This is a genomic window from Labrenzia sp. THAF35, from assembly GCF_009363595.1.
Classification (GTDB): Bacteria; Pseudomonadota; Alphaproteobacteria; order Rhizobiales; family Stappiaceae; genus Roseibium; species Roseibium algicola.
This window is the reverse complement of the sequence record NZ_CP045380.1, coordinates 752,904-764,928: the sequence shown is the minus strand read 5'-3', so window position 1 is coordinate 764,928 and position 12,025 is coordinate 752,904. Positions and strand designations below refer to the sequence as shown.

Genomic DNA, 12,025 nt, shown 5'->3' with positions numbered 1-12,025 from the left:
CGCGGCAGGTCTTTCAGGTGGTCGTCAACGCGCGCTGAAGAGAAAACCATGGCACAGAAAAGTGTGGCAGGACCGGAAATCGAACGGCTGATCCAGCTCCTGGCGAAATTGCCGGGGCTTGGCCCGCGTTCGGCGCGCCGTGCCGCGCTGCATCTGATCAAGAAAAAGGATCAGCTGCTGGTGCCGCTGGCGGACGCCATGGGCATTGCTGTTCGGGAAATCGGCATCTGCTCGACTTGTGGCACTGTCGATACGTCCGATCCCTGCACCATCTGTTCAGATCCGAAACGCGACCAGAGTGTTCTGGTGGTGGTCGAGGATGTTGCCGATCTGTGGGCGCTGGAACGTGCCGGCGCGGTCAATGCCCGGTATCACGTCCTGGGCGGTACCCTGTCGCCTCTCGACGGCATCGGCCCGGAGGATCTCAATCTCGCCTCGCTGATCGACCGTTGCGGGTCGGAAGGCTTTTCGGAAGTCATTCTGGCGATCAACGCCACCGTCGAGGGGCAGACAACGGCCCACTACATCATGGACCAGCTGTCCCATCTTGAGGTCAATGTCACCCGCCTCGCCCATGGGGTGCCCGTCGGCGGCGAACTGGACTATCTGGACGAAGGCACGCTGGCGCAGGCGCTGCGCGCTCGGACGCGGTTCTAGAAACACGCTGGAAACCAGGCACCTGGCACACTGCCGAAACCGACAGCCTCACTTCTCATACAAAAACGCGGCGCAAAACAGATCGCCGGGAAACCGGAAGATCTCCCGGCTTGATGTAAAACCAGCTGTCTCGCCCATCGCCAACCAGTCTTCCGGGGTCTCGGGAAAGTCGTGCGTGCTGATGTGCTCCCAGAGGTGGTCGTATTCGGCGTCGGTAAGTGAACGAAACCGGTGGCGCAGTTCTTTCTGCCAGCGGCGTGTATAATCGGCTCGTGTTTCGCCGGGTAGGCACACAGGCTCCGCGCAGACGAAGACGCCGCCCGGCTTGAGCGCGTTGCGGATCGCTGACAGCATTTCCTGTTTTTGCGCGCGCTGAAGATGATGGATGGAATAACCACACCAGATGAAGTTGGCGCTGGCCGGACGGCTCACGATGCCTTCCACCATGTCCTCTTCGGCAAGTTCCACATCATACGGCACGTCCTTCATCACCCGGGCGGCGCATTGCAGCGCCGGGCGTGACAAGTCGAGGCCCTCGTAGGTCGCAACCTTGCTGTCCTGAAGCACCGTCTGCGCAAGACTGGCGTCGCCGCAGGCCAGATCCAGAAAAGCGAAAGGCCTGTCAAAACGTCTGCCGATCTCGTCGCGCAAGAGCTGGCCGATTTCCCGGTGGTGCATTTCGTTGGCACGCACCAGCTTGTGATAGATGTTCCACTCGAACTGGAACATTTTCAGGGCTTCGGGTGCCAGCCCCTTGGTGATGTCGGTGTCGGGGGCGAAATGAAGATGCAGCATCGTGCGGTCCGAACCTGGGGTGTAAAGTACCGGCAACGAACAACCGTTTGACAAACTCTAGTTTCAGAAGCAGGTGTTCACAACATTAAGTTTAGTTTTCGGGCAGCTATCGTCTGCGGGCTTGCACATGATCGGCGCTGCACTTATGTCGAGGCGGTCGTTCACGAGAAATTTGAAGGTGTCATGTTCCAAGCTGCTTCCCGCGCCATGTCCGAGGTGTTCGAACCGCCGTTCCGGGCAATTTTCTGGAAGATGCTTGGCTTTACACTTGGCGTGCTGGTTGTCATCTGGATCGCCCTTCAGGGCGTGATCGCGGCCTTCGTCGCGCTGCCCTATGCCTGGATGGACACGGCAATATCCGTTCTGACGGGCATTGGCGCAATATTCGTACTCGGTTTCCTGATTGCGCCTATTTCAGCGCTTTTCGCCGGCCTCTTTCAGGACGAAATCGCGGATATCGTCGACAAGAAGGACTATCCGCACGACCAGCCGGGCCGCGCACTGCCGCTGTCGCAGTCGATCGTGCAGACAATCAAGTTCACCGGCGTCGTGATTTTGGGCAACCTGTTTGCCCTGGTGCTGCTGCTTGTGCCCGGTGTCAATCTGGTCGCCTTCTTCATCGTGAACGGTTACCTGCTCGGCCGGGAATTCTTCGAATTCGCCGCCATGCGGTTTCTTCCGGCGGCCGAGGCGAAGGCATTCCGCAAGGCACGGGGCGGAACCGTTTTTCTCGGTGGTCTCATCATCGCCGGCTTGCTTGCCGTGCCGATTCTCAACCTGGTGACACCGATCTTTGCGACCATCTTCATGCTGCACCTTTTCAAGCTGCTGGCAGCGCAGCGACAGAATGTGGCGCGCGCCTGAAGATTGTCTCGCTCTTGCGGGGCGGGAGACGGCACCCTGCAATTGAGGCCGCCAGGATGGCGTGACGTCACCCGACACTTGCATATCCCATGGCAATCTGACCAAGTGCCCCTCCGAACCGGAGGAGCACATGCAGGAATTGCTGACGGAAATCGCGGAAGCCGCTGCGGCCAATCCCGACAAAGGCAATGTCGCGACCTATATTCCCGAACTGGCAGGCATCGATCCCAACCAGTTCGGCATAGCCGTCGCCCTGGCCGATGGCAGGGTATTCACAGCCGGCAATGCCGATGTGCCGTTCTCCATCCAGTCCGTCTCCAAGATTTTTGCCCTTGCTCTGGCGCTCGGCCGGGTCGGAGATCAGCTCTGGTACAGGGTTGGGCGCGAACCCTCCGGGCTGTCCTTCGATTCGATCCTGCTTCTGGAGCGGGAAGACGGCATTCCCCGCAATCCGTTCATCAATGCCGGGGCGCTGGTGACGACGGATACCTATCTGGCCGGATCAACGCCACGGGAAGCTCTGGGCGAACTGCTGCGCTTTATTCGCGCCGCCTGCGACGACGACAGCATCCACATGAACGAGAAGGTCGCGAAGTCGGAACTCGCCACCGGACACCGCAATTTCTCCCTTGCCCATTATCTGGCGTCCTACGGCAATCTGCGGGCTTCCGTCGACAAGGTGCTTGGCACCTACTGCCATCAATGCGCCATTGAGATGTCCTGCCGGCAGCTTGCGCTTGCCGGCCGCTTTCTGGTGGATGCGCCCCGGATGCCGGGCCTTGTTTCGATCGAGCGCCGGAGGCGGATCAATGCCCTCATGATGACTTGTGGCCATTACGACGGTTCGGGCGATTTCGCCTTTCGTGTCGGCATGCCGGGCAAAAGTGGTGTCGGCGGCGGCATTCTCGTGATTTCACCAAGCCGGGCGTCGATCGCCGTCTGGTCGCCGGGTCTCAACAAGTACGGCAATTCCAAGCTGGGCACGGAAGCAATGGAGCATTTTGCTCACAAAACCGGCTGGTCGGTGTTCGGCGTTCCCCACGGGGGCGAAGGGGCTCACGTTTAGGTCACTTTCTGTCACCGGATGAATTTAAACGATATAGAAGTAGTTTCCTTGCAATTAGGCCTATAGGATATTTTGACCTTTTGAAGCGTTGGCGCTATTACGCACCTAGACAACGCTTTGATTTGCTTACGTTTGCGTAAACGTAAACTGGGGTGAGGTGAGTTGAGGTTGGGTCGTTTGGCCAGGAGGCTGCGCCGGTTCGTCCGGGGTCGGAACCAGGTTCAAACGGGTCATCTTAAGCGCATTTCGCTCTAGCGTCGTACGGGAGAGGAATTCCATGTCGAACGCCGATCTGCGGGGCAACCGCCCGCTGTCGCCCCATCTTCAGATTTACAAGCCCATTCTGACGATGGTCATGTCGATTCTGCACCGCATCACTGGCGCGGCGCTCTATTTCGGCACTGTCCTGCTGGCCTGGTGGCTGATCGCCGCTGCGGCGGGCCCCAGCTACTTCGATTTCGTCAACGGCATCTACGGCTCGATCATCGGCCGTCTGATCCTGTTCGGCTTCACCTGGGCGCTTGTGCATCACATGCTCGGCGGCCTGCGCCATTTCATCTGGGACATGGGTGCGGGCTTCGGCAAGGAAGCGCGCGAGTGGCTCGCCAAGGCGACCATCATCGGGTCCGTTGCCGTCACGCTGATCCTCTGGATCATCGGCTACGCGGTTCGCTAAGGAGAGTGTCATGACAGATATGCGCACACCCCTGAATAAGGTACGCGGCCTTGGATCTGCCAAGGAAGGCACCGATCACTTCTGGAAGCAGCGTCTGACCGCTGTCGCCAACGTGTTCCTGATCTCGTTCTTCGTGATCCTGGTGATCGCGATGCAGGGCTCCTCCCACGGTGACGTGGTCGAGACCCTCAAGAACCCGCTCGTTTCGATCATCCTGCTCCTGGTTATCCTCTCCGGCGTCTATCACATGAAGCTCGGCATGCAGGTGATCATCGAAGACTATGTGCATGGCGAAGGCATCAAGTTCCTCACGTTGATGGCGAACACCTTCTTCTGCGCCTTTATCGGTTTCGGCTGCGTCTTCGCAGTGCTCAAGATTGGCTTTGGAGGCTGACCCGAATGGCCAAGACCTATGAATTTGTCGACCACACCTATGATGTGGTGGTCGTCGGCGCCGGTGGCGCAGGCCTGCGGGCCACGCTCGGCATGGCCGAGCAGGGCCTGAGAACGGCTTGCATCACCAAGGTGTTTCCGACCCGCTCCCACACCGTTGCTGCCCAGGGCGGCATCGCCGCGTCGCTCAAGAACATGACGCCGGACTGCTGGGAATGGCACATGTACGACACGGTAAAGGGGTCCGACTGGCTCGGTGACACCGACGCCATGGAATACCTGGCCCGTGAAGCGCCGAAGGCGGTCTACGAACTGGAACACTACGGTGTGCCGTTCTCCCGGACCGAAGACGGCCGCATCTATCAGCGCCCGTTCGGCGGTCACATGCAGAACTACGGCGAAGGCCCCCCCGTGCAGCGCACTTGCGCTGCAGCCGACCGGACCGGACACGCCATCCTGCACACGCTGTACGGCCAGTCCCTGCGCAACAATGCCGAATTCTACATCGAGTATTTCGCGCTCGACCTGATCATGTCCGAAGACGGCGTGTGCCAGGGCGTGATCGCGTGGAACCTCGATGACGGCACCATGCACCGCTTTGCCGCCAAGATGGTGGTTCTGGCGACCGGCGGTTACGGCCGCGCCTTCTTCTCGGCAACCTCCGCCCACACCTGCACCGGTGACGGCGGCGGCATGGTGGCCCGTGCGGGCCTGCCGCTTCAGGACATGGAATTCGTCCAGTTCCACCCGACCGGTATCTACGGCTCCGGCTGCCTGATCACCGAAGGGGCACGCGGCGAAGGCGGTTATCTGGTCAACTCCGAGGGCGAACGCTTCATGGAGCGCTACGCACCGTCGGCCAAGGACCTTGCGTCCCGTGACGTGGTCTCGCGCTGCATGACCATGGAAATCCGCGAAGGCCGCGGCGTCGGCAAGGACAAGGACCACATCTTCCTGCACCTGGATCACCTCGATCCGGCTCTGCTGGCCGAACGTCTGCCGGGCATTTCCGAAAGCGCCCGCATCTTCGCCGGCGTGGATGTGACCAAGGATCCGATCCCGGTCCTGCCGACCGTTCACTACAACATGGGCGGCATTCCGACCAACTACTGGGGCGAAGTGCTGAACGCGGACGGCAACAACCCGAACCGCATCCAGGAAGGCCTGATGGCCGTCGGTGAAGCCGGCTGTGCATCGGTTCACGGTGCCAACCGTCTCGGCTCCAACTCGCTGATCGACCTTGTGGTCTTCGGCCGCGCGGCGGCGATCAAGGCTGGTGAGGTCGTCGATCCGAAATCGGCCGTTCCGGCGCCGAGCGAAGCTTCCTGTGAAAAGATCATGGACCGCTTCGACAAGCTGCGGAACGCTTCCGGTTCCATCCCGACCGCCGATCTTCGCGACAAGATGCAGCGTGCCATGCAGGAAGACGCCGCCGTCTTCCGGACCCAGGAAAGCCTGGAGCAGGGCTGCAAGCGTCTGACCGAGATCTGGGGCGAAATGAAGGACCTCAAGGTCTCCGACCGTTCGCTGATCTGGAACTCCGATCTGGTGGAAACACTGGAGCTGGAGAATCTGATGGCCAACGCCATCACCACGGTCTACGGCGCGGAAGCCCGCAAGGAAAGCCGCGGCGCCCATGCCCGCGAGGACTACAAGGACGGTCCGTTCGCCGGCCGCGACGACGAGAACTGGCGCAAGCACACGCTCTCGTGGGTCGACGAAGCCGGCAACGTCAAGCTGGACTACCGTCCGGTGGTGCTCGATCCGCTGACCACCCTTGAAGAGGGTGGCATCGATCCGAAGAAGATCGCGCCGAAAGCGCGCGTCTACTAAGGAGACGGCACGGTGAGCCAGGTGGCAACCCTTTTGGACACGAGAAGTCCGTTCGGCACATATCCCGCCGAGCGGATGGTCCGGGCTGCCTGGCGTCTTGCCGACCGGCACGACCTTTCCAAGGGCCTGCGCAAGCGTATCCGCTCCCTGGTGGCGCGGTTCTTCAAGGGCCCTTACGACCTGGAAGCCGACGGTCTGAAGTTCCGGATCTATCCGGGTGAAAACTATGACGATCGCAAGATCCTGGCCAAGGGCCGCCTGCCGGAGCGCGAAGAGCACAAGCTGATCGAACCGCATCTGGGCAAGGGCAAGGTGTTTGTCGATATCGGCGCCAACATCGGCTCCTATTCGATCTTTGCCGCCGGTCTCGGCGCGGAGGTTGTTGCGATCGAGGCCAACCCGCAGACGGCAACGAAGCTCGGTTTCAACGTACGTGCAAACGACCTGGACACCGTTACGGTGGTCAATTCAGCCGTTGGCCCGCGCGACGATACGCTGCCGCTGTGGCAGGAACCGAGCAACTGCGGCTTTGCCACCTTCGTGAAGGACCTGACCACCGGCGAATGGGCTGGCGACTGGACACCGACCTTCGTCAAGGTTCGTCCGCTGACTGCCATAGCCGACGATCAGGGCCTCACCCGGATCGATGTTTTGAAAGTTGATGTGGAAGGCTTCGAGGACCGTGTGGTCCTGCCTTTCCTGAGGCACGCGGACCGGAGCCTCTGGCCCCGCGTGATCCTGCTTGAAACCAATTGCCGGCCCTACTGGACCGAGGATTGCCTGAGTGAACTGGCAAACCGCGGCTACGGGGTAACCGGCCAGACGAATGACAACATGGTCTTTGAGCTCTCTGCCTGAGCGAAAGACGATTTGGCCCTGGACGCGAAACCAAGGGCCCAACGCGGAGCAGTAACGAGATGGTTCAGCTGACGCTTCCCCGGAACTCCCAGGTGACGGAAGGCAAGGTGTGGGACAAGCCGGAAGGCGCCACCAACCTGCGTGAATACCGCATCTATCGCTGGAACCCGGACGATGGCCGCAACCCGCGCGTCGATACCTATTTCATCAATGCGGACGATTGTGGGCCGATGGTGCTCGACGGCCTCATCTACATCAAGAACAAGATCGATCCGACACTGACCTTCCGCCGGTCCTGCCGCGAAGGTATCTGCGGGTCCTGCGCGATGAACATCGACGGCACCAATACTCTGGCCTGCACCAAGGGCATGGATGAGATTGCCGGCGACGTCGTCAAGATCTACCCGCTGCCGCACATGCCGGTGGTCAAGGACCTTGTGCCGGATCTGACCAATTTCTATGCCCAGCACCGCTCGATCGAGCCGTGGTTGAAGACAGTATCGCCAGCGCCGGAAAAGGAATGGCGCCAGTCGCATGAAGACCGGGTGAAGCTTGATGGCCTGTATGAGTGCATTCTGTGCGCCTGCTGCTCCACCTCCTGCCCGAGTTACTGGTGGAACGGCGACCGCTATCTCGGCCCGGCCGTCCTTCTGCAGGCCTATCGCTGGCTGATCGACAGCCGTGACGAGGCCACCGGCGAGCGTCTGGACAATCTGGAAGATCCGTTCCGCCTCTATCGCTGCCACACCATCATGAACTGCTCGCAAGCCTGCCCGAAGGGCCTGAACCCGGCGAAGGCCATTGCCGAGATCAAGAAGATGATGGTCGAACGCCGGGTGTAAGTTGCGCGTCGCCAGAAAATCGAAAGGCCGTCCCATGGGGGCGGCCTTTTTTGTATTGGTTCCGAACGACCTTGCCACCGTCATTCCGGACACGCGCAGTGAAGCTGCGCACCGATCCGGAATCCAGATATCAGCGTGAGCGGAGCGAACACTCTGGAAAGATAAGGCAGCGCTATTCGCGCAGCATATTTCTGGATTCCGGATCTGCGGTCGGCTGCGCGCCTTCCTTGTCCGGAATGACGCGGGAAAACGCTTTTGCGTTTCACGGTGCCCTGTTCTGGTAGGACCGAAGCTGAGCCGGGATTACCGCGTTCTCAAGAAAAGCTCCACCGGCATCACACCTTCGCCCGGCACACCAGAAGCGAGCTGTTGCACCAGCCCCTGAACCCGGGAACACGACCAAGCGTGCGGGTGAGGGCGATTTCGGCGGGTTTCAGCGGGCCCCATTCGAAGGTCTTTCCGCGCAGGTGGTGGAACAGTTTCCCGTGGCGGTTGGTTTCCTCGTACCAGGGGCTGAGCATCGGCAGATAGGGCAGGCACGAGAGATAGCCGATGCCGTGCACCGACTCGATCGTGACCGCCCGGCCGATGATCTCCGACCATTCGTTCAAGGTCATGCGGACCTGGTGCTCGGCGTAGTGCAGGTGGCTCAGCTTCAGCCGGTCGAGACGGTAGAGCTGCGGGACCACGGCAAGGATCAGTCCACCCGGTGCAATGACCTCACCACATTGACGCATCACGGATTCGATCGCCGGGCCACGGCCTGGCAGATGCTCCAGCACGTCCAGAAGGGCGATCACATCCGGTTGCCAGGGCAGGTCGTCGCGGTGTTCGGAAAGACGGGTGGCATCCAGCACGATGTCCGGTTCGAACGCCGCTTCATAATCGGCACCGCAATAGTCGAAATCCAGGCCGGTGTCGGCGAGGTATTCTTTCGAAATCGAGGTTGAGCAACCGATATCGAGAATGCGCGGCGGCCGACCAAGGTCTTGCGCCCAGTCCCGGATGGTGCGGGCGACAATGTCGAACTTCACCGTTCCGTACAGGTTCCTCTGGGCGTTCGCGAGCTTCTTGACCAGATAGTGCGAATGGACCGTAACTTCGGATTGCTCATCATCCGCTAGGTCTGGTCTCTCTGTTCGATCCAGAGTTTGGTGCACACTGCCTCTCCTTCTGTCGCCAAGCGGTGAATGCCGGGTTCGTAGGTGTAGGTGGTCAGGTCGGCCATCAGCACGATCAGTTCGCCGAGGATCAGCTCGACCACTTCATCGGCAACGCTGCCGGAGCCGGGAATGAAATTGGCCGGGTAGCCGTCGTTGACGAGGCAGATCTGCTTGTCCGCCCCCTGTTGGCCGGGAAGCTGGAAAGCCTTGATCGACGGATGAATGTCGCAGGCTGGCGACTGTTCCAGAAAATCGACGTCGATTTCGATACGCCGGGAACTGGCGCTCGCCACTAGGCAGCCGTTGCGAAGCTGCTGCAACACGTCCCGGGTTATCGACAAGCGCCCTGCCGCCCCGACAACCAGGTCGCATTGCTCGAGATCCGTGGGATGAAGGGTCGCCGGATAACCTGACAACCTTGCTTCTGCGATTTTCAGCGGGTCGACATCGATCAGCGAGACGATGACATCCAGCCGGCGCAGGGCCTTGGCCACGCCGAAACCGATCCAGCCTGCTCCGAAGACAGCAGCGCGCCGGCCGGCCAGGGAGTTGCCGAGATCGCGCATGAGCCCATCTAGGCACCGGGCAATGGTCTCGCCGCAACGTACCGCTTCCAGGCGCTTCAGCTCGCTGTCGGCACAGTGGAGCACAGGCACCCGCAGCCGCGTCTGCCCGGCCCGCCACACGCCTTGCTTGGTGATCTCCACCACGCCTTCGACAAGGTGCAGCTGATCTTGAAACCGCTCGTGCAGCAATTCGACGGCATAACCGCCGACTTCCTGAATGACGAGCTTCTGGTCGGAGGCCAGGCAGGCATCCAGGCTCTTCTGCAAGGCGTTGGCCAGGACCTCTTTGAATTCTGGCTCGGTCTTCGGGCACTGGACCTTGTCGCCGTATACGGCCTGCCATTTCAGCCGTGTCACATCACTGCCGGAGGAATACGGGATGCCGATGATTGCATCGAAATCCATGACCCCTCCCAGCGCATCGATCATGCGCCTTGTGTCGTCAAACAGATGCGCCACCAGCAGATACCGGTGCGCTTCACTCTTGAAGAGATCGAGCCGCTTGACCAGCGCCGGCAGATAGTCCGCACGTCGGGCATAGGCGGGCGCGGCCGCGGTAGATATGTCGCTTAATGGATGCATTGTTGGTTATTCCGAGGGTTCTGCCATTCTGGCACTGCGCCGCCGGTACGCACAAGTGCGAGTTGTGAAATAGACAGGAAAAATGAGGCAGCAATCCAACAACTTTTGAGCCACTGCACAGGAACTGCACAAACAATACTGAAAAGCCGCTCGGCCACGCCCTTTTGTGTCCTGTTCTGTCTTCAATGATCGCCCTGTTGACCGGGTGTCCGCCTGACGGGACATCCTTCTGGCAGAGGGTTGATTTGCATGACAAGCGATACTGAAAACGACACCATTGAACAACCGCAGGAGCGACCTCAATTTTCGCAGCCCCGCTCACCCCGTGAACAGCCGGTCCGCCGAACGTCTTTTCTTGGGTCTCCGGCAGTCAAGTTTGTGATCATCGGGGTGTTGACCGTGATGCTGCTGGTGCCGAGCCTGTTCGTCTGGGTGCTGGTGGAAGAACGTGCCGAAAGGGCCCGGGATGTCGCTCAGGACATCGCCCGGTCCTGGGGTGGCATTCAGGAGATCAACGGACCCTACCTGGTTGTTCCGTTCAGCGAGACCTTCACTGTTTCCACCGGAGAAAACGCCAAGACCGAAATTCGCTGGCACACTGCCATCCTGTTTCCGGAAAAGCTGGATGTGCGTGGCGACATTTCCGTTCAGGAGCGCAGGAAATCGATCTATTCGCTGCCCGTCTATCATGGCAGCGTGACATTGAAGGGCCGGTTCGCGGCAACGTCGTCCGAAAACTTTCAGCCGCAGTTCGGTGGGCAAATCGACATTGCCGGGGACAAGGCGGTTCTTGTGGTCGGCATCGGCGACATCGCAGCACTGAAAAGCGAGGTCGCACTGGTCCTGAACGACAGTGGTTCCGTGCCGTTCGAGCCTGGGCTCGGGCCGCTTACCATGGAGCCGATACGGCGGTCTGTTGCCACGATCAACGCGTCCGGTATCAATGCACCTGTCGCTGCGGGTTTGTGGCGAAACGGGTTTTCTTTCGACATCCCCATGCAGCTGAACGGCTCCACCGCCTTCTACGTTGCCCCGGCCGGTCAGACGACCAGCGTATCCCTTCGATCCGACTGGCCGCACCCCGGCTTCACCGGCGCATTCCTACCGGAAGCACGAGAAATCGGCGATGCCGGTTTCAACGCATCCTGGACCATCCCCTATCTTGCCCGCGGCATTCCCAAACTGGTGCTCGGCCCGCAAATGCCGTTGCAAAACAAGGTTCTGGGAGTGCAATTCGTTGAACCCGTCAATTTCTATCAGACCATTTCCAGGTCGTTGAAATACGCAGTCTGCTTCATCAGTCTGACCTTCCTGGCGGTTTTCGTTTTGGAAATGCGCTCCGGATGGCGGGTCCATTGGATCCAGTATGGTCTGGTCGGACTGTCCCTGATCGTCTTCTACGTCATGCTGCTCGCCTTTGCAGAGCATGTTGGCTACGGTCTGGCCTATCTTGTGGCCGCTGCCGCCGCGACGCTGCTGAATGCGCTTTATATCGGGACTTCGCTCAAGAGCCGTCTTGCCGGAAGCGTGATGCTTGCGGTCCTGGCTGCGATATTCGGCGTGCTTTATGCGCTCATGCAGGAGCAGGACTACGCGCTCCTGATCGGTTCGATGATCGGGTTCCTGTCACTTGCCGTTACCATGTTTGCCACCCAGCGGATCGACTGGTCCGGGCAACAACAGGTCGGCATGAGGCCGCAAGCCGAAGCGGTCTGACGGTCATTCTGTCA

The 12,025-nt window shown here is 60.2% G+C and carries 12 protein-coding genes; 9 read left to right on the top strand and 3 right to left on the bottom strand.

All coding sequences use genetic code 11. From position 1 onward, the window contains the following. The first annotated feature begins 48 nt into the window (after nt 1-48). Nucleotides 49-657 (top strand): recombination mediator RecR, encoded by a 609-nt coding sequence (recR, locus tag FIU93_RS03555; RefSeq protein WP_022999043.1) that lies wholly within the window; start codon nt 49-51, stop codon nt 655-657. A gap of 48 nt (nt 658-705) precedes the next feature. On the opposite strand, the gene FIU93_RS03550 is transcribed toward recR, so the two are convergent. Beyond that, nucleotides 706-1,452, bottom strand: coding sequence for a class I SAM-dependent methyltransferase (locus FIU93_RS03550; protein WP_152504832.1), 747 nt, complete (start codon nt 1,450-1,452; stop codon nt 706-708). Between the two features lie 183 nt (nt 1,453-1,635). On the opposite strand from FIU93_RS03550, the gene FIU93_RS03545 reads away from it, so the two are divergent. From FIU93_RS03545 to FIU93_RS03515, 7 genes are all read left to right on the top strand, one after another. Continuing rightward, nucleotides 1,636-2,316, top strand: a complete 681-nt coding sequence (locus FIU93_RS03545) for a sulfate transporter family protein (protein WP_022999041.1) — start codon at nt 1,636-1,638, stop codon at nt 2,314-2,316. 130 nt (nt 2,317-2,446) lie between these two features. After that, a complete protein-coding gene (locus FIU93_RS03540; RefSeq protein ID WP_022999040.1) occupies nt 2,447-3,382 on the top strand; it encodes a glutaminase in 936 nt (311 codons plus the stop codon). A gap of 277 nt (nt 3,383-3,659) precedes the next feature. Continuing rightward, the gene (gene sdhC / locus FIU93_RS03535) at nt 3,660-4,058 is read left to right on the top strand and encodes a succinate dehydrogenase, cytochrome b556 subunit (protein ID WP_055657171.1); all 399 of its coding nucleotides are present in this window, start codon (nt 3,660-3,662) and stop codon (nt 4,056-4,058) included. 10 nt (nt 4,059-4,068) lie between these two features. After that, nucleotides 4,069-4,452: a succinate dehydrogenase, hydrophobic membrane anchor protein gene (gene sdhD / locus FIU93_RS03530; RefSeq protein WP_022999038.1), complete on the top strand. Its 384-nt coding sequence runs from the start codon at nt 4,069-4,071 to the stop codon at nt 4,450-4,452. A 5-nt stretch (nt 4,453-4,457) separates the two neighbouring features. Beyond that, nucleotides 4,458-6,284 carry a succinate dehydrogenase flavoprotein subunit gene (gene sdhA / locus FIU93_RS03525; RefSeq protein WP_055657173.1) on the top strand — a complete coding sequence of 609 codons (1,827 nt, stop codon included), beginning with the start codon at nt 4,458-4,460 and terminating at the stop codon, nt 6,282-6,284. A 12-nt stretch (nt 6,285-6,296) separates the two neighbouring features. Beyond that, a complete protein-coding gene (locus FIU93_RS03520; protein WP_031268686.1) occupies nt 6,297-7,142 on the top strand; it encodes an FkbM family methyltransferase in 846 nt (281 codons plus the stop codon). A gap of 59 nt (nt 7,143-7,201) precedes the next feature. Continuing rightward, on the top strand, nt 7,202-7,984 hold the full coding sequence (locus FIU93_RS03515) for a succinate dehydrogenase iron-sulfur subunit (RefSeq protein ID WP_031268685.1): 783 nt from the start codon (nt 7,202-7,204) through the stop codon (nt 7,982-7,984). Nucleotides 7,985-8,319: 335 nt separating this feature from the next. Here FIU93_RS03515 and FIU93_RS03510 read toward each other — a convergent pair whose 3' ends face one another. Further along, nucleotides 8,320-9,144: a methyltransferase domain-containing protein gene (locus FIU93_RS03510; protein WP_209010275.1), complete on the bottom strand. Its 825-nt coding sequence runs from the start codon at nt 9,142-9,144 to the stop codon at nt 8,320-8,322. After that, nucleotides 9,105-10,295, bottom strand: coding sequence for an S-adenosylhomocysteine hydrolase (locus FIU93_RS03505; protein ID WP_152504831.1), 1,191 nt, complete (start codon nt 10,293-10,295; stop codon nt 9,105-9,107). Before FIU93_RS03505 ends, FIU93_RS03510 begins: the two co-directional genes overlap by 40 nt. A 249-nt stretch (nt 10,296-10,544) precedes the next feature. On the opposite strand from FIU93_RS03505, the gene creD reads away from it, so the two are divergent. Further along, entirely contained in the window at nt 10,545-12,011 is a 1,467-nt protein-coding gene (gene creD / locus FIU93_RS03500; protein WP_152504830.1) for a cell envelope integrity protein CreD, read from the top strand. Nucleotides 12,012-12,025: the final 14 nt, after the last annotated feature.

Bases quoted from the DNA above. Each gene is read 5' to 3' on its own strand.
- recR (WP_022999043.1), top strand. From the start codon at position 49: ATGGCACAGAAAAGTGTGGCAGGACCGGAAATCGAACGGCTGATCCAG.
- FIU93_RS03550 (WP_152504832.1), bottom strand. From the start codon at position 1,452: ATGCTGCATCTTCATTTCGCCCCCGACACCGACATCACCAAGGGGCTG.
- FIU93_RS03545 (WP_022999041.1), top strand. From the start codon at position 1,636: ATGTTCCAAGCTGCTTCCCGCGCCATGTCCGAGGTGTTCGAACCGCCG.
- FIU93_RS03540 (WP_022999040.1), top strand. From the start codon at position 2,447: ATGCAGGAATTGCTGACGGAAATCGCGGAAGCCGCTGCGGCCAATCCC.
- sdhC (WP_055657171.1), top strand. From the start codon at position 3,660: ATGTCGAACGCCGATCTGCGGGGCAACCGCCCGCTGTCGCCCCATCTT.
- sdhD (WP_022999038.1), top strand. From the start codon at position 4,069: ATGACAGATATGCGCACACCCCTGAATAAGGTACGCGGCCTTGGATCT.
- sdhA (WP_055657173.1), top strand. From the start codon at position 4,458: ATGGCCAAGACCTATGAATTTGTCGACCACACCTATGATGTGGTGGTC.
- FIU93_RS03515 (WP_031268685.1), top strand. From the start codon at position 7,202: ATGGTTCAGCTGACGCTTCCCCGGAACTCCCAGGTGACGGAAGGCAAG.
- FIU93_RS03505 (WP_152504831.1), bottom strand. From the start codon at position 10,295: ATGCATCCATTAAGCGACATATCTACCGCGGCCGCGCCCGCCTATGCC.
- creD (WP_152504830.1), top strand. From the start codon at position 10,545: ATGACAAGCGATACTGAAAACGACACCATTGAACAACCGCAGGAGCGA.